This is a genomic window from Pseudonocardia endophytica (assembly GCF_004339565.1).
Classification (GTDB): domain Bacteria; phylum Actinomycetota; class Actinomycetes; order Mycobacteriales; family Pseudonocardiaceae; genus Pseudonocardia; species Pseudonocardia endophytica.
The window spans coordinates 137,926-154,777 of record NZ_SMFZ01000002.1 but is presented as its reverse complement, the minus strand read 5'-3'; the positions used below and the strand labels follow the sequence as shown (position 1 = coordinate 154,777).

Annotated in this window: 16 protein-coding genes; 4 read left to right on the top strand and 12 right to left on the bottom strand. The window is 70.4% G+C overall.

Features of this window, described 5'->3' with window-relative positions; genetic code table 11:
• The first annotated feature begins 23 nt into the window (after positions 1–23).
• The 3 genes from EV378_RS19500 (at position 24) to EV378_RS19490 (ending at position 1,742) form a co-directional block, all read left to right on the top strand.
• Complete coding sequence (locus EV378_RS19500) at positions 24–377, top strand: MmcQ/YjbR family DNA-binding protein (RefSeq protein ID WP_132428389.1); 354 nt, start codon at positions 24–26, stop codon at positions 375–377.
• A 172-nt stretch (positions 378–549) separates the two neighbouring features.
• Positions 550–867 (top strand): antibiotic biosynthesis monooxygenase family protein, encoded by a 318-nt coding sequence (locus EV378_RS19495; protein ID WP_132428387.1) that lies wholly within the window; start codon positions 550–552, stop codon positions 865–867.
• A gap of 86 nt (positions 868–953) precedes the next feature.
• Positions 954–1,742, top strand: a complete 789-nt coding sequence (locus tag EV378_RS19490; RefSeq protein ID WP_132432411.1) for an SIR2 family NAD-dependent protein deacylase — start codon at positions 954–956, stop codon at positions 1,740–1,742.
• Between the two features lie 42 nt (positions 1,743–1,784).
• Here EV378_RS19490 and EV378_RS19485 read toward each other — a convergent pair whose 3' ends face one another.
• The 3 genes from EV378_RS19485 to exaC all read right to left on the bottom strand — a co-directional run bounded on the left by EV378_RS19485 (position 1,785) and on the right by exaC (position 4,424).
• Positions 1,785–2,375 carry a cysteine hydrolase family protein gene (locus EV378_RS19485; RefSeq protein WP_243653652.1) on the bottom strand — a complete coding sequence of 197 codons (591 nt, stop codon included), beginning with the start codon at positions 2,373–2,375 and terminating at the stop codon, positions 1,785–1,787.
• Between the two features lie 91 nt (positions 2,376–2,466).
• Entirely contained in the window at positions 2,467–2,901 is a 435-nt protein-coding gene (locus EV378_RS19480; protein WP_243653651.1) for a DUF779 domain-containing protein, read from the bottom strand.
• Complete coding sequence (exaC, locus tag EV378_RS19475) at positions 2,901–4,424, bottom strand: acetaldehyde dehydrogenase ExaC (RefSeq protein WP_132428385.1); 1,524 nt, start codon at positions 4,422–4,424, stop codon at positions 2,901–2,903. Before exaC ends, EV378_RS19480 begins: the two co-directional genes overlap by 1 nt.
• A gap of 308 nt (positions 4,425–4,732) precedes the next feature.
• On the opposite strand from exaC, the gene EV378_RS19470 reads away from it, so the two are divergent.
• Positions 4,733–6,181 carry a GAF domain-containing protein gene (locus EV378_RS19470; protein ID WP_341540444.1) on the top strand — a complete coding sequence of 483 codons (1,449 nt, stop codon included), beginning with the start codon at positions 4,733–4,735 and terminating at the stop codon, positions 6,179–6,181.
• Between the two features lie 117 nt (positions 6,182–6,298).
• On the opposite strand, the gene EV378_RS19465 is transcribed toward EV378_RS19470, so the two are convergent.
• From EV378_RS19465 to EV378_RS19425, 9 genes are all read right to left on the bottom strand, one after another.
• Entirely contained in the window at positions 6,299–7,324 is a 1,026-nt protein-coding gene (locus EV378_RS19465; protein WP_132428383.1) for a YihY/virulence factor BrkB family protein, read from the bottom strand.
• 117 nt (positions 7,325–7,441) lie between these two features.
• Entirely contained in the window at positions 7,442–9,991 is a 2,550-nt protein-coding gene (locus EV378_RS19460) for an ATP-dependent Clp protease ATP-binding subunit (protein WP_132428381.1), read from the bottom strand.
• 249 nt (positions 9,992–10,240) lie between these two features.
• A complete protein-coding gene (locus EV378_RS19455) occupies positions 10,241–11,080 on the bottom strand; it encodes a siderophore-interacting protein (protein ID WP_132428379.1) in 840 nt (279 codons plus the stop codon).
• A gap of 177 nt (positions 11,081–11,257) precedes the next feature.
• On the bottom strand, positions 11,258–11,599 hold the full coding sequence (locus tag EV378_RS19450; RefSeq protein WP_132428377.1) for a histone-like nucleoid-structuring protein Lsr2: 342 nt from the start codon (positions 11,597–11,599) through the stop codon (positions 11,258–11,260).
• A 200-nt stretch (positions 11,600–11,799) separates the two neighbouring features.
• Positions 11,800–13,257: a lysine--tRNA ligase gene (gene lysS / locus EV378_RS19445; protein ID WP_132432403.1), complete on the bottom strand. Its 1,458-nt coding sequence runs from the start codon at positions 13,255–13,257 to the stop codon at positions 11,800–11,802.
• Between the two features lie 84 nt (positions 13,258–13,341).
• The gene (locus EV378_RS19440; RefSeq protein ID WP_132428375.1) at positions 13,342–14,148 is read right to left on the bottom strand and encodes a type III pantothenate kinase; all 807 of its coding nucleotides are present in this window, start codon (positions 14,146–14,148) and stop codon (positions 13,342–13,344) included.
• 1 nt (position 14,149) lies between these two features.
• Positions 14,150–14,557 carry an aspartate 1-decarboxylase gene (gene panD, locus EV378_RS19435; protein ID WP_132428373.1) on the bottom strand — a complete coding sequence of 136 codons (408 nt, stop codon included), beginning with the start codon at positions 14,555–14,557 and terminating at the stop codon, positions 14,150–14,152.
• 8 nt (positions 14,558–14,565) lie between these two features.
• Complete coding sequence (gene panC, locus EV378_RS19430; RefSeq protein ID WP_243653926.1) at positions 14,566–15,402, bottom strand: pantoate--beta-alanine ligase; 837 nt, start codon at positions 15,400–15,402, stop codon at positions 14,566–14,568.
• A gap of 89 nt (positions 15,403–15,491) precedes the next feature.
• Complete coding sequence (locus EV378_RS19425) at positions 15,492–16,385, bottom strand: Rossmann-like and DUF2520 domain-containing protein (RefSeq protein WP_132428369.1); 894 nt, start codon at positions 16,383–16,385, stop codon at positions 15,492–15,494.
• Positions 16,386–16,852 lie beyond the last annotated feature (467 nt).

Here is a 16,852-nt window from a genome sequence, read left to right as displayed (position 1 = left end):
CCGGGTCACGATAGGTTGACGACGTGACCGACGCCGACGACGTCCGGAGCCTCGCGCTCGCGCTGGACGGCGTCCAGGAGATCGACAGCGAGGGCTTCGACTTCCGGGTGAACGGGCACGGCTTCGTCTGGTCCTACCCGGAGCGCGTGCCCGGGAGCCGGCGTGTGATCAGGACCGACGTCGCCGTCCTCTACGTCGGCGACGAGGCCGAGAAGCAGGCGCTGCTGCTCGGCGAGCCCGACCTGTTCTTCACCGCACCCGGCTACGACGGGCGCCCGCTGGTCATGGTGCGTCTGCCGGCCCTGAGTGCGGAACGTCTCGCCGAGCTCGTCGAGGACGCCTGGCGGATGCGGCTGGAGACGAGCTCGCCCCGCTAGTCCCGTGTCGCGGAACGTCGGTGCCGGAATCGGTGGATCCAGGCGTTCGCAGGCACGGCGCCGCCCGCAGCTCGTACCGGGCGTCTTCGCAAGGGCGGCAACGCCGCCTGCGGGCGCCCGGGCCTCCGAGATCGGTGCTGAACGTTCTGCGGCGCGGCGCTAGCGTGGGGGCATGGCAGTCGTGAAGATCAATGCGATCGAGGTTCCCGAGGGTCACGGCCCTGAGCTCGAGAAGCGGTTCGCACACCGCATGGGCGCCGTCGACAACGCGAAGGGCTTCCTCGGTTTCGAGCTCCTCCGCCCGGTCTCCGGGGACACGCGGTACTTCGTCATGACGCACTGGGAGTCCGACGAGGACTTCCGGACCTGGATGGCGGGCGACGGCACGGCGGCACACGCCGGCGAGCGCTCCCGCCCGGTCGGCACCGGGTCGGCCGTGCTCGAGTTCGAGGTGGTCGACCTCGCGGCGATCGCGGCCGCGGAGTCCTGATCTCCTCGTCGCCCCCGCCCGACGTCGAGGCGGCGGCCGAGCTGCTGCGCGGCGCGGACGCCGTGCTGGTCTGCGCGGGCGCCGGGATGGGCGTGGACTCCGGACTGCCCGACTTCCGGGGTCACGAGGGATTCTGGCGCGCCTACCCGGCCTACCGCGGGCTCGGGCTCGGGTTCGCCGATCTGGCCGGGCCCGTGCACTTCGTCGACGACCCGCCACTGGCGTGGGGCTTCTACGGCCACCGCTTGGAGCTCTACCGCAGGACCGTGCCGCACGACGGGTTCGCCGTGCTGCTGCGCTGGTCGAGGCACTGGCCGACGCGGGTGTTCACGTCCAACGTGGACGGGCAGTTCCAGAGGGCGGGCTTCCCGGCCGACGACGTGGCCGAGGTGCACGGCACGATCCACCACCTGCAGTGTCTCGCCGAGTGCGGAGAGCCGGTGTGGCCGGCCGACGGTGTCGAGGTCGCCGTGGACTCCTCGACGATGCGGGCGGGCGACCCGCTGCCGTCGTGCCCACGGTGCGGGTCGCTCGCGCGACCGAACATCCTGATGTTCGGCGACCTGGCATGGGACGACCGGAAGGTCGGTCCGCGGCTGGAACGCCACGTCGAGTGGCTCCGGAGCCTGCGTCGCGACGGGTCGCGACTCGCCGTCGTCGAACTCGGGGCGGGGACCGCCGTGCCGACCGTGCGACGGCAGTCCGAGCTGGCCGCCGCCGCGTCCGGTGCGCTGGTCCGGATCAACGTCCGGGAACCGGACGTCCGGCACGGACACGGGGTAGGCATCGCCGCCCCGGCCGCGACCACCCTCCAGGCGCTCGACGCCGCGCTGGGCCACCCCGGAACGCGAACGAGCGGCACCTTCGAGCAATAACACTGCTCGAAGGTGCCGCTCGTTCGGGATCTTGCGGGTAGGTCAGTCCGGAACCGACTTGTTGTCCGGCACGACGATGCCGGGCAGGTCGGAGAGCGCGGCCAGGCTGGCGGCCTGGACGTGGGCGGCCGGGACCTCCTCGTTGCCGTTCGGCAGCGCCCTCGTCGCCGTCGCGGCCGCGACGACGGTCGGGGCGTAGCCCAGGCTGAACCCGCTGCGCGCCGTGGAGTTGATGCACATGTGCGTCATGAACCCGGCGAGCACGAGGTTCTGGATGTCCCCGAGCTCCTCCTGCAGGTTCGTCTGCACGAACGAGCTCGGGAAGTTCTTGTGGATGATCGTCTCGCCGTCGCGGGGGGCCACCTTGTCGTGGATGGCGCCGATCCGGTCACGCACGTCGTAGGGGGAGCCCTCGCCGGCGTCGTGCTGGATGTGGATGATCTTCGCCCCGGCCGAGCGGGCCCGGTCGAGGAGCGTGGCGGCCTCGTCCAGCGCGGGTTCCACGTTCTCCAGCTTCATGATCCCCTCCGCGTACGTGTTCTGGAGGTCGACCATGATCAGCGCGGACTCGGACAGCGGCGCCGGGGTGGCCGGCAGCCCCATGAGGCCGCGCAGGGTGTGCAGGTCGGACACGTCATCTCCTTCGATGCGTTCCAGCCGAACGAAGGGCACCTTCGGGCAATCTCATTGCTCGAAGGTGCCCTTCGTTCGCGGACAGGCGTGCTCAGATGTCCTTCATAGCCCTGTACTCGTCGTCGGTGAAGAGCCGGGAGCGGATCAGGAACCGGACGCCTTCCGGCGCCTCGACCGAGAAACCGCTCCCTCGACCCTTGACCACGTCGACGGTCAGGTGCGTGTGCTTCCAGTACTCGAACTGCGACTCCGACATGTGGAAGCCGATCGGCTTGTCCAGCCCGTCCACCGTCAGGTCGCCGAGGTGGACGTCCGAGTTGCCGAGCTTGAAGTCCCCGTCCGGGTAGCACATCGGGGCGCTGCCGTCGCAGCACCCACCGGACTGGTGGAACATCAGAGGCCCGTGCAGGTCGGTGAGCGTGACGAGCAGCTCGGCCGCAGCCGGGGTCAGCGCCACCCGTGCGGTCCCCGATTCGGGAACCTCCTCGACGGGTGCCTCGGGGGTGGCGCTGTCCGGCTGACCCATCAGAAGAAGCCCAGCGCGTTGTCCGAGTAGGACTGCAGGACGTTCTTCGTCTGCTGGTAGTGGTCGAGCATCATCTTGTGGTTCTCACGACCGATACCGGACTGCTTGTACCCGCCGAACGCGGCGTGCGCCGGGTAGGCGTGGTAGTTGTTCACCCACACACGGCCGGCCTGGATCTCGCGGCCCGCGCGGTAGGCGGTGTTCGCGTCGCGGCTCCACACGCCGGCGCCGAGGCCGTACAACGTGTCGTTGGCGATCTTCATGGCGTCGTTGTAGTCGCTGAACTTCGCGACCGACAGCACCGGGCCGAAGATCTCCTCCTGGAAGATCCGCATCGAGTTGTTGCCCTCGAACACGGTCGGCTTGATGTAGTAACCGCCGGAGAGGTTGCCGCCCAGATCCGCCTTCTCGCCACCGGTGAGGACCTTGGCGCCCTCCTGCCGACCGATGTCGATGTAGGACAGGATCTTCTCGAACTGGTCGTTCGACGCCTGCGCACCGATCTGGGTGTCGGTGTCGAGCGGGTCGCCCTGCTTGATCTGCTCGGTGCGCTTGATGGCCTGCTCCAGGAAGTCCTGGTAGATGCCGCCCTGGATCAGGGCACGCGACGGGCAGGTGCAGACCTCACCCTGGTTCAGGGCGAACATCGCGAAGCCCTCGAGCGCCTTGTCGTAGAAGGCGTCCTGCTGCGACGCGACGTCGTCGAAGAAGATGTTGGGGCTCTTGCCGCCGAGCTCCAGCGTGACCGGGATCAGGTTCTCCGACGCGTACTGCATGATCAGGCGACCGGTCGTGGTCTCACCCGTGAACGCGATCTTGCGGATGCGCTTGTTCGACGCCAGCGGCTTGCCCGCCTCGACACCGAACCCGTTGACGATGTTCACGACGCCCGCGGGCAGCAGGTCGGCGACCAGGTCCATGAGGACGTGGATCGAGGCCGGGGTCTGCTCGGCCGGCTTCAGCACGACCGCGTTGCCCGCGGCGATCGCCGGCGCCAGCTTCCAGATCGCCATCAGGATCGGGAAGTTCCACGGAATGATCTGCCCGACCACGCCCAGCGGCTCGTGGAAGTGGTAGGCGATCGTGTCCTCGTCGATCTGCGAGAGGTGGCCCTCCTGCGCGCGGATGGCACCGGCGAAGTAGCGCAGGTGGTCGATCGCGAGCGGGATGTCGGCGGCCAGCGTCTCGCGGCAGGCCTTGCCGTTCTCCCAGGACTCGGCGATGGCGATCGACTCGAGGTTGGCCTCGATCCGGTCGGCCATCTTGTTCAGGATGTTGGCCCGCTCGTTGACCGACGACTTGCCCCAGGCCGGCGCAGCGGCGTGGGCGGCGTCGAGAGCCTTCTCGACGTCGTCGGCGGTGCCGCGCGCGACCTCGGTGAAGACCTCACCGGTCTGCGGCGTCGGGTTCTCGAAGTACTGGCCCTTGGCCGGCGCGACGTACTCGCCACCGATGAAGTGGTCGTAGCGGGGCTTGAAGCTGACGACGCTGTCCGGCTGTCCGGGTGCCGCGTACTTGGCCATCGTTGGTCCTTCTCCCTACGTCGGAAGCAGAGTGCACGTGAAGATGCACGTGACGCCGGACACTAAGAACATGGGGGTTGCAACGGCGTTGCACGCAGATGCGACCTCTCCCCCTTCGGGTAGGTCCGCAGTAGCGGGACGGAGTGAGGGTTGCCTGAGCTCATGATCGGGGGCACCATGAACAGGGCACCGGGAGGGGGATCGTGTGCCCGGAGCACCCCAGGGGCGCCCGGACGTACGAGATCGCGACCAGGTGTCGAGCCCGAGGGACGGGACGCAGAAATGACGTCGACGACGACGGCAGGACCGTGACGGCCCGCCCGACCGACCCACGCGCCTACATGCGGCAGATCGCCCGGGCGCGCGAGGACGCACTGGCCGGGGACCGCGCCCGCGGGGCGACGCGCGCGGTCGTGACCGAGTCGTGGGAACGGTCGCTGGCCGCCAGCGTCGACCCGGAGAGCTCCCGGCCGTGGCACGCCTACGAGCGGCGCGAGGTCGACGACCTTCGGGACGGCCACCCGCTCGCCCCCGTGATACCGCTGCTGCGGGACACGCTGGTCGCGATCGCCGACCAGGCCAACCACATGATGATCGTGACCGACGCGCAGGGACACATCCTGTGGCGCGAAGGCGCCCGTGACGTGCTGCGACGGGCGGACCTCGTCGAGCTCGTGGAGGGCACCCGCTGGAGCGAGGAGTCGATCGGGACGAACGCGATGGGCACGGCGCTCGCCGCGGACTCGCCGGTGCAGATCCACTCGTCGGAGCACCTCGTCCGGACCTACCACCAGTGGACGTGCGCCGCGTCGCCCATCCACGACCCGGACTCCGGCGCGACGATCGGCGTGGTCGACGTGACCGGCCCGCTGGAGACGTTCCACCCGACGACGATGTCGCTGGTCACGGCTGCGGCCCGGCTCGCGGAGAACCACCTGACCAGCCGCATGGCGCTGCGCGACGAGGTGCTGCGGGCCCGCAACCTGCCGCACCTGGCCGGCCTCGGCGGCGCTCCCGGCGCGCTGCTGAGCTCGCGCGGCCGGGTGCTGGCGGCGCAGCCGCTCGGCTGGATCAGCGAGCGGATCGTGCTGCCTGACGAGGGCGACCGCGTCCTGCTCGGCGAGGACACCGAAGGCGTGCTGGAGCCACTGGCCGAGGGCTACCTGCTCCGGATCCTGCGCCCCGGCGGGCGGAAGTGGGCGTCGCTGTCGCTGCCGTTCCTGGGGGCACGACGACCGGTCGCCCGACTCGACGGACGTGCGGTGCGTCTGAGCCTGCGGCACGCCGAGCTCCTGACCCTGCTGGCGCTGCACCCGGAAGGTCTCAACGCCGACCAGCTCGCCACCGGCCTGTACGGCGACGCGGGCAACCCGGTGACGGTGCGCGCCGAGATGCACCGCCTGCGCTGTCACCTCGACGAGGGCGTGATCCGGACGCAGCCGTACCGGCTGCACGCATCGGTGGACGCCGACTTCCTCGAGGTCCGCGACGCGCTGCGCTCCGGCCGGATCCGGGACGCCGCCGACGACGCCGCCCGCGGCCCGCTCCTGCCGACGTCCGAGGCACCCGCCGTACGCGCCGAACGCGAGCAGCTGGAGGCGAACGTGCGCGCGGCCGTCGTCCGCTGCGGTGACCCGGACGCGATGTGGGCGCTCGCCCGCACCGACGAGGGCCGCCACGACACCGAACTCGTCGCCCGCCTGCTCCGCGCCCTGCCGACGTCCGACCCGAGACACGCGGAGCTCAGCGCCCGCTGACCCGGATCCACGCGGCCGCCGCGGCCTCCGCCGCACCGGGTGCACCTGGTCGGGACACCCCACCAGTCGGGTGGGTGTTCGGCGACACGGCTCGGGTCGGGTGGGCGCCAGGGCGGGTCAGCGGGGGCTGGTGTCCAGGTCGGCGTCGACCTTGTCGGGGATACCGTCGTCGTCGGAGTCCGGGAGGCGCGGGTCGTCCTGCCCGACGCGGACGGCTTCGAGCTGCGCGGCGAGGGCCACGCCGGCCAGGAGCGCGACGCCCGTGAGGTTCGCCCACAGCAGTAGCGCCATGACGGCCGTCAGCGGGCCGTACGTGTCACCGAACGTCGGTGCCAGGACCACGTAGAGCGCGAGCAGCCCTGACCCGGAGATCCAGAGCAGTACCGTGACCGTCGCACCGACGGCGAGCCAGCTCAGGCCGGGTTGTCGTCGTCGTGGCGCGAAACGAAGCAGCGCCGTCACGGCGACGACGAGCGCGGCCAGCCCGACCGGCCAGCGCAGCACGTCCCAGACGGTCTCGGCGGCGTCGCCCCAGCGGTACACCTGCTCGAGAGCGTCCCCGAACGGCTCACCGGCCACGATCAGCAGCAGCCCGGTGGCCATCGCGACGCCCGCCGTCGCGGTCAGGAGCGTGGCCCGCACGTACTTCCGCAGCGCCGGGCGGTCCCGCTCGGTTCCGTAGATCCGGTTCGCACCGCGTTCGAGCTGGGCGAACGCCGACGTCGCGGCCGCGAACGCGGTCAGCAACCCGAGCGTCACGACGACCTCGCTGCGTTCGGTCAGCGGATCGTCGTCCTCGCCCGGCTCGGGGACACCGCTCTCCGCGACCGCGCGCCCGACCAGCTCGTCGCTGGACACCGGTGAGATCGCGACGACGGTCCGCGCGACCACCTCGGAGAACGACTCGGCCCCGATCGCCGTCGCCAGCCCGGCGCCGGCGATCACGAGCGGGACCGTCGCCAGGGCCAGCTGCAGCGCGAACGCCCTGGCGTGCGAGAACCCGTCGCCGTAGCGGAACCGCACGAAGCCGGTGGACAGCAGGTGCCGCAGCCCGTACCGGCGGACGGTGTGCCACGCGTCGTCGGCGGAGAGCTCGTCGCCGGTCATGTACCCGGTCTCCGGCACCGCCCGCACCGAGCTCACTGATCCCCCCTCACCCGCCCCCGGACGCAACGAAGGGGCCGTTCGAGCAATCAGATTGCCCGAACGGCCCCTTCGTTCGCTCTGGTGACCCGCGCACGGGCCACCGCAACTACCGGGTCACTCGTCCCCGGTACCGGCCAGCGACGCCGGCGGCGCATCCGGAACCGGGGCGGACGGCTTGGGCTCGCCCCGGAACGTGAAGTGCGCCTTGTCGTCGTAGGACTTGGAGCCCTCGGGGGCGTCCTTGTCCAGACCCTCGACGTCGACGAGGACGATCTGACCGGGCTCGATCTCCTGGAAGAGGATCTTCTCGGACAGCTGGTCTTCGATCTCCCGCTGGATCGTCCGGCGCAGCGGCCGGGCGCCGAGGACCGGGTCGAACCCGCGACGGGCCAGCAGCTGCTTGGCGTCGTCGGTGAGCTCGATGGCCATGTCCTTGTTCGCCAGCTGCCCCTCCACCCGGGTGATCATGAGGTCGACCATCTCGATGATCTGCGGCTGCGTGAGCTGGTGGAAGACGATGATGTCGTCGATGCGGTTGAGGAACTCCGGGCGGAAGTGCTTCTTCAGCTCGTCGTTGACCTTGGTCTTCATCCGCTCGTAGTTCGACGCCTCGTCGTTGCCGGACGAGAAGCCGAGCCCGACCGCCTTCGAGATGTCCTGGGTACCCAGGTTCGACGTGAAGATCAGCACCGTGTTCTTGAAGTCCACGACGCGACCCTGACCGTCGGTCAGGCGCCCGTCCTCGAGGACCTGCAGGAGCGTGTTGTAGATCTCCTGGTGCGCCTTCTCGATCTCGTCGAACAGCACGACCGAGAACGGCTTGCGCCGCACCTTCTCGGTGAGCTGGCCACCCTCCTCGTAGCCGACGTACCCGGGAGGGGCACCGAACAGCCGCGAGGCGGTGTAGCGGTCGTGGAACTCACCCATGTCGATCTGGATGAGCGCGTCGTCGTCGCCGAACAGGAAGTTCGCTAGCGCCTTGGACAGCTCGGTCTTACCGACACCGGACGGGCCGGCGAAGATGAACGAGCCGGACGGGCGCTTCGGGTCCTTCAGGCCGGCACGGGTCCGGCGGATCGCCTGGGAGACGGCCTTGACGGCGTCCTCCTGGCCGATGATCCGCTTGTGGACCTCCTCCTCCATGCGGAGCAGACGGGTCGTCTCCTCCTCGGTCAGCTTGAAGACCGGGATGCCGGTCCAGTTGCCCAGGACCTCGGCGATCTGCTCGTCGTCGACCTCGGCCACGACGTCCAGGTCACCGGACTTCCACTGCTTCTCGCGCTCGGCCTTCTCGCCGAGCAGGGTCTTCTCCGAGTCGCGCAGGTGCGCGGCCCGCTCGAAGTCCTGCGCGTCGATCGCCGACTCCTTGTCCCGGCGCACGTTCGCGATCTTCTCGTCGAACTCGCGCAGGTCCGGCGGAGCGGTCATCCGGCGGATGCGCATCCGGGCCCCGGCCTCGTCGATCAGGTCGATCGCCTTGTCCGGGAGGTAGCGGTCGTTGATGTACCGGTCGGCGAGCGTGGCCGCGGAGACCAGCGCGCCGTCGGTGATCGTGACGCGGTGGTGCGCCTCGTACCGGTCACGCAGACCCTTGAGGATCTCGATGGTGTGCGTGACGGTCGGCTCGGCGACCTGGATCGGCTGGAAGCGGCGCTCCAGGGCCGGGTCCTTCTCGACGTACTTGCGGTACTCGTCGAGCGTGGTCGCGCCGATCGTCTGCAGCTCACCGCGGGCGAGCATCGGCTTCAGGATCGACGCCGCGTCGATCGCACCCTCGGCGGCACCCGCACCCACCAGGGTGTGGATCTCGTCGATGAACAGGATGATGTCGCCGCGCGTGCGGATCTCCTTGAGCACCTTCTTGAGGCGCTCCTCGAAGTCACCGCGGTAGCGGGAACCGGCGACCAGCGAGCCCAGGTCCAGCGTGTAGAGCTGCTTGTCCTTGAGCGTCTCCGGGACCTCGCCCTTGACGATGCCCTGCGCCAGGCCCTCGACGGCGGCTGTCTTGCCGACGCCGGCCTCTCCGATCAGGACCGGGTTGTTCTTGGTCCTCCTGGAGAGGACCTGCATGATCCGCTCGATCTCCTTCTCCCGGCCGACGACCGGGTCCAGCTTGCCCTCGCGGGCCTGCTGGGTGAGGTTGCGACCGAACTGGTCGAGCACCAGCGACGACGACGGCGTGCCCTCGCCACGACCGCCCGTGCCGGACTCCTGGGGCTCCTTGCCCTGGTAACCGGAGAGCAGCTGCAGCACCTGCTGGCGCACCCGGTTCAGGTCGGCACCCAGCTTCACGAGGACCTGGGCGGCGACGCCCTCACCCTCGCGGATCAGGCCGAGCAGGATGTGCTCGGTGCCGATGTAGTTGTGGCCGAGCTGCAGCGCCTCGCGCAGCGACAGCTCCAGGACCTTCTTCGCCCGCGGCGTGAACGGGATGTGCCCGGACGGCGCCTGCTGACCCTGGCCGATGATCTCCTCGACCTGCTGCCGCACGCCCTCCAGGGCGATCCCGAGCGACTCGAGCGCCTTCGCGGCGACCCCTTCGCCCTCGTGGATCAGGCCAAGGAGGATGTGCTCGGTCCCGATGTAGTTGTGGTTGAGCATCCGGGCCTCTTCTTGGGCCAGGACGACAACACGTCGAGCTCTGTCGGTGAACCTCTCGAACAATTCGCACTCCTTGCCTGCTGCGCCTCACGTACGGCGCGACCAGCATCTCCGCCCGGCTCCGGTCTCCCGGAACCAGCACTGCGCCCTCGCGTGACACCGCGCCGGACGTCCCCGTCTGCGGACGTCCGCATACCACTGTATCGGTCGCCGGGGGTCCGGCGCCTCCACCTGACGGGCCCGAGACGTCCCACCAGCGGTAACACGGGGTACACCCGCCGGTGTTCCCTGCGGGCGAACAGGTCGGGTTTCTCAGCCCGTGGTGGCGGCCTGGTCCTCGGCCTGTTCGCGGGCCCGCTCGGCGGCCTTGAGCTCGCGGAACTCCTCGTCCGCGTGCCCCTGACGCCAGTAGCCGGAGACCGACAGGTCGTCGCGCTCCACGCCGCGCTCGCGCAGCAGGTGCCTGCGCACCTCCCGGACGGCGACGGCCTCGCCGTGCACGAACGCCTGCACGCGACCGTCCCCGAACTCGACCGCACGAACTGCCTCGACCAACTGGGTGTGGTCGGGATCACCTGCCGCGTCGTCACGGTGGAGCCACCGGACGTCGACCCCGCCGCCCGCGGGCAGCGGGTACTCGTCCGCGTCCGATCCGACCTGGACGACGGCGACGGCGCGGGAGCCCTCCGGCAGCCGCTCGAGCGCTGCCCCGATCGCGGGCAGGGCGGCGTCGTCGCCGACGAGCAGGTGCCAGTCCGGTTCGTCGGCCGGCGCGTAGGCGCCGCCGGGGCCCAGCAGATGGAAGCGGTCGCCGGGCTTGGCGCCGGCCGCCCACGGGCCGGCGAGCCCGACGTCGCCGTGGTACACGAAGTCGATCACCATCTCGCCGGCGGCGTGGTCCAGCGACCGGACCGTGTACGTCCGCAGGGCGGGCCACTGCTCGCGCGGGAACGACTCGTGGATCGCGTCCATGTCGAACGGCTCCGGGTACTCGACGCCGGGGCGCGGAAAGACAATCTTGACGTAGCGGTCGGTGTGCGGCGTGTCCGGGAACGCGGCGAGCCCTGACCCCCCGGCCACGATGCGGATCATGTGCGGGGTCAGCTGTTCGGTGCGCAGCACCTCCAGCTCCGTGACGGGGCGACGTGCCATGCGACGGCCTCCTCAGGCTCTCGGCGAGACGCGGGACGGCGGCACCCGCGGCGCGTCGAACCCACTTGCTGAGGCCAGCCTAACCCCGAAACGCGAACGAGCCCGCCGACGTCGTCGACGGGCCCGTGGCGCGGTCGCAATTCGGCCCGCCGGATCACGGCGGGCGAACGCCCGTGTTCAGTTCTCCTGGTGGTAGGCCTCGAGAACGTCGGCCGGAATCCGCCCGCGGTCGGAGACCTTCATCCCGCGCTTACGAGCCCACTCGCGAATGGCCTGGTTCTGCTCGCGATCGACCGCGGGCCTGCGCGCCGCGGCGTTCGAGGAGCTTCCACGACGACGACCGGAGGCGGCTCGCCGTGCGGCTGCCACATAGTCGGACAGCACGTCGCGAAGCTTCTTCGCATTGGCCGTCGTCAGGTCGATCTCGTAGTTCTTACCGTCCAAGGCGAACTCGATCGTCTCGTCGGCGACGTCGCCGTCGAGATCGTCGACGAGACGCACCTCGCGAATCTGTGCCACGGTCGCAAACCTCCTTCAACGCTGGTATCTGATAACCGAAGCGACCGCGTTCTGGCGAACAGGGCGCCGACGCCGTCCGAAAACCACGATAACCGAATTCTTCGACCATTGTCGAGTTGCGCCGCGACACAGCGGGACGGGCGCCCGCCAATCCGACCCGATCGTGGACCCGGGCCGATCAGGAGGAGATCAGGCGCCGATCACGATTCGCCACGAACCAGAGGGAAGAGGATCGTCTCCCGGATACCGAGTCCGGTCAGCGTCATCAAGAGCCGGTCGACGCCCATTCCCAACCCGCCGGTGGGCGGCATCCCGTACTCCATGGCGCGCAGGAAGTCCTCGTCGAGCTGCATCGCCTCGGGATCACCGGCCGCCGCCCGCAACGACTGGGCGTACAACCGTTCCCGCTGCTCCACGGGATCCACGAGCTCGGAATACGCGGTCGCCACCTCGGTCCCGAAGACCATCAGATCCCATGCCTCGGTGAGCCGCGGATCGTCGCGATGGGCCCGCGTGAGCGGACGGACCTCGACCGGATAGTCGCGGACGAAGGTCGGCTCCACGAGCGTGTGTTCGACGAGCTTCTCGAACAACTCCAGGACGATCTCGCCCGCGCCGAGCGAATCCTTCAGAGGAACCTCGAAGCGATCGGCGATCTTCTGCAGGTCCTCGATACCCGTGTCCGGCGTCACATCACTACCGACCGCATCCGAGACGGCACCGTGCAATGTGACCGAGCGCCACGAACCCCCCAGATCGTGTTCGGTGCCGTCCGCGTGGCGGACCACTGTGGAGCCGAACAGCGCACGCGCAGTTTCCTGTATCAACTCACGGGTGAGTTCTGCCATGTCGTCGTAAGTGGCGTAGGCCTGGTACGCCTCGAGCATCGCGAACTCCGGCGAGTGGGTCGAATCGATCCCTTCGTTCCGGAACACCCGGTTCATCTCGAAGACGCGTTCCACTCCGCCGACCACACAACGCTTCAGGAACAGCTCCGGCGCGATACGGAGATACAAATCCGTGTCCAGCGCGTTCGCGTGAGTGACGAACGGGCGCGCGGTCGCCCCGCCGTGCTGCAGCTGCAGGATCGGTGTCTCGACCTCGACGTAGTCGCGGGCGTCGAGGAACGCACGGACCTCGCGCAACATCGCCGACCGCATCCGGACGGTCTCCCGCGCCTGGGGTCGCACCATCAGGTCCGCGTAGCGCTGCCGGACGCGGTTCTCCTCGGACAGTTCGCGGTACTGGACCGGCAGCGGGCGCACGGCCTTGGACACCATCGACCATTCCGCGGCCGAGACCGAGAGCTCGCCGCGGCGCGACGTGATCACCTCTCCGCGCACGAGCACGAAGTCACCGAGATCGACGGTCGACTTCCACCGGGCCAGCTCGTCCTCGCCGACCCGGTCGAGGCTCAGCATCGCCTGTAGCTCGGTGCCGTCGCCCTCGCGCAACGTCGCGAAGCAGAGCTTTCCGGTGTTGCGCAAGAAGAACACCCGTCCCGCGACGGCGACCTCCTCGCCGGTCGCGGTGTCCACCGGGAGGTCGGGGTGCGCGTCGCGGACCTGCTTGAGAGTGTGCGTGCGGGGCACCTCGACCGGGTATGGCTCGTACCCGGCCTCCAGCATGTCCGCACGCTTGTCCCGGCGGACCCGCATCTGCTCGGGAAGATCGTCGGGGGTCGGCGCGGAACTGTTCACGCCGGAAGGCTATCGAGGAGTTCCGAGGCGATTTCCCGCCGGTCAGCCGACGGCGGCGGGACGGCGCTGATTGCGGAGGTGCGTCAGCCGCAGCCCGAACAGCGTCAGATCCGGCACGTAGTGCTCGATCGTGTCCGAGCAGCCGTCCATCAGCGGGGCGAGGCCGCCGGTGGCCAGCACCGTCACCGGCGCGGCGGACGGGCCCAGCTCGGCGACGATCCGCCGCACCAGCCCGTCGACCTGGCCCGCGAACCCGTAGACGACGCCGGCCTGCAGGCACTCCACCGTGTTCTTGCCGATCACCGTGGGCGGCGCGACGAGCTCGACGGAGCGCAGCGCAGCCGCCCGGGTCGCGAGCGCCTCCATCGAGATCTCGATGCCGGGGGCCAGCGCGCCGCCGAGGAACTCCCCGCGCGCGGAGACGACGTCGATGTTCGTCGACGTGCCGAAGTCGACGCACACGCAGGTGGTCCCGAACAGGTGGTGCGCGGCGAGCGTGTTCACCACACGATCCGCCCCGACCTCGCGGGGATGGTCGACGAGCAGCGGGACGCCGGTGCGCACCCCGGGCCCGACGATCAGGGTCGGGATGGCCGGCGCCCGTCGCTCCAGCATCACGCGCAGCTCGCGGGCCAGCGACGGCTCCGTGGACAGCGCCGCGATCCCGGTCACCGACGGCGCGAGGTCGCCGAGCATGCCGCGCACGGCCAGCTCCAGCTCGTCGGCCGTCATCCGCGGCTCGGTGCGCATCCGCCACCCGTGCGCCGGGACCGGTCCGATCTGCTCGTCGGCCGCGCCGTAGAGACCGAGCGCGATCTGGGTGTTGCCGATGTCGATGCAGAGATGCACCTCAGACCGCGCTCGAGAGCAGGCCCGATCCCTCCGGAGCCCGGCCCGGGTCGGAGCCGAGATCGGCGATCCGGTTGTCGCCGTCGACGAACACGACGCGCGGGCGGTAGGACGCGAGCTCCGCCTCGTCGTAGGAGCCGTAGGAGATCAGGATGACCAGGTCGCCGGGGTGCACCAGGTGTGCGGCCGCCCCGTTGATCCCGATCACGCCGGACCCCGGCTCCCCGGTGATCGCGTAGGTCTCCAGGCGGGCCCCGTTCGTGATGTCCACGATGGTCACCTGCTCGCCCTCGAGCAGGTCGGCCGCGGCCATCAGGTCGGCGTCGATCGTCACCGACCCGACGTAGTGCAGGTCGGCCTGGGTGACGGTCGCCCGGTGGATCTTGGACTTCATCATCGTGCGGTACACGGCTCCTCCTAGAGGGCGACGGCGCAGTTGTCGATCAGGCGGGTCGTCCCGAGACGGGCGGCGACGAGCAGGCGGGCCTCGCCGTGGTCGGGCGCCGGCCCGAGGTCGGGCGAACGGAGTTCCAGGTAGTCGACGTCGACGTCCGGCTCGGCGGCGAGCAACTCGCGGGCACGTTCCAGCACGGCCTCCGGGCCACGGGCCGAGACGCCGGCCCCCTCGGCCAGCGCGCGGGACAGCAGCGTGGCGCGCGCCCGGTCGTCGTCGGAGAGGTAGACGTTGCGCGAGGACAGCGCGAGCCCGTCCGGTTCGCGCACCGTGGGGACGCCGACGATCGACAGCGGGAACTGCAGGTCGCGCACCATCTTCTTGATCAGCACGAGCTGCTGGTAGTCCTTCTCGCCGAACATCGCCACGTCCGGGCCGACGACGTGGAACAGCTTCGAGCAGACCGTCAGCACACCGGCGAAGTGCCCCGGCCGCGACGCGCCCTCCAGCTCGGTCCCGAGCACGCCCGGGTCGACCGTCGTGTCGGCCCCCGGCGGGTACATGTCCTCGACCTGCGGGGTGAAGACGAGCTCGACGCCCTCCTCCCGGCAGGCTTCGAGATCGGCCTCGAGCGGGCGGGGGTAGCGGGAGAGATCTTCGTTCGGTCCGAACTGGAGCGGGTTCACGAAGATCGAGACGACCGGCACGATCGCGCCGGGCACCCGCTTGGCGTGCCGGATCAGCTCGCGGTGCCCCTCGTGCAACGCGCCCATCGTCGGGATCAGCGCGATCCTGCGCCCGGCACCGCGCAACGCCCGGCTGACCGGTGCGAGCTGCGCCGGGTCGGAGTGGACGGTCAGCCGGCCCGCGGCGTACCCGTTCCGGGTGGAAGCCGGGGGACGGACACCGGCGGAGCTCGCGTAGCCGGTGGGGTGGGTGGATCCAGCGCTCACCGGTGTTCCTCCAGTGTGGTGCGGACGTCGTCCAGTGCCGACTCGTCGAGCAGGCCCGCGTCGTTCGCGCGGGCCGCCGTGCGGGCGGCCATGGCGCGGTAGACGACGGCCAGGTCGGGGTCCGCGGCGGTGATCTCGTCGAGGTGGGTGCGCAGGGTGCCGGTGTCCCCGCGGGCGACCGGGCCGGTCAGCGCGCGGTCGCCGTGGCGGAGCGCGTTGTCCAGCGCCGCGGACAGCAGAGGGGCGACCATCCGCTCGGCCGGCCGGATGCCCGCGTGCTCCAGCAGGTCCACGCAGTCGCGGACGAGCGTCATCAGGTGGTTCGCGCCGTGCGCGAGCGCCGCGTGGTAGAGCGGCCGCGACGCCTCCGGTACCCGGACCGGCTCCGCGCCCATCTCGACCACGAGTGCCTCGCCGACGCTCCACGCCGCGTCGTCCGGCTCGGCCGCTGTCACGCCGACGCAGCACGACGCCAGCCGCTGCACGTCCTCGACGTTCCCGGTGAACGTCATGACCGGGTGCAGCGCCAGCCCCAGCACGCCCTGTGCGACGGCGGGGCCCAGCACCTCGACGCCGCGTGCGCCCGCCGTGTGCACGACGATCTGTCCCGGCCGGAAGCAGCCGGCCGAGGCCAGGCCCCTGACCAGGCCGGGAAGCACGTCGTCGGGGACGGCGAGGACGACGAGGTCGGCCCCGGTCACGACCTCGTCCGGGGGCAGCAGCGGCACGCCCGGCAGCAGATCGGCGGCACGCTTCACCGACGCGCGGGACACCCCGCTCGTGGCGACGACATGATGGCCGGCAGCCGCGAGTGCGGCACCGAGCACGACCCCGACCCGACCGGCGGACACGACTCCGACGGCGAGCCGCGCGGGGCGGCCAGCGTTCATCGTTCACTCCTTCTCGTTCCGGTCCACCAGGGGTACCGGTCGAGGCCCGGCGACTGACACTGTCGCGTGCGCGGCCCAGGTTAGACGCACCCCACCCGCCGTTCGCACCTCCGGTGACCGTCCTCACCCAGCCCGGTGATCATGCGCTCCTGGCGTACGGGAGCAGCTCTCGTGCCGCCATGGGGACGGGTCCGACTCCGAGCCGGGCCCGGTTCGTGTGCGAGAGCAGCGCTCGGACGGGTCCGCCGGACGAACGGGGCTCCGGACCCGATGCGAGCCGGCGCGCGGCCCATGATCCGGATCATGCTCAGAGCGCGGCGGCCGCGGAAACGTTCCTCTCGACGGGTCCGCGCGATCGAGTGGCACCTTACGGCTGTCGCGACCGCCGGAACGTTCCACTCGAACCGTGAGCGGGATCGAGTGGCACGTTGCGGTCGTACGACCGCCGGGCCGTGGGCAACAGGTTC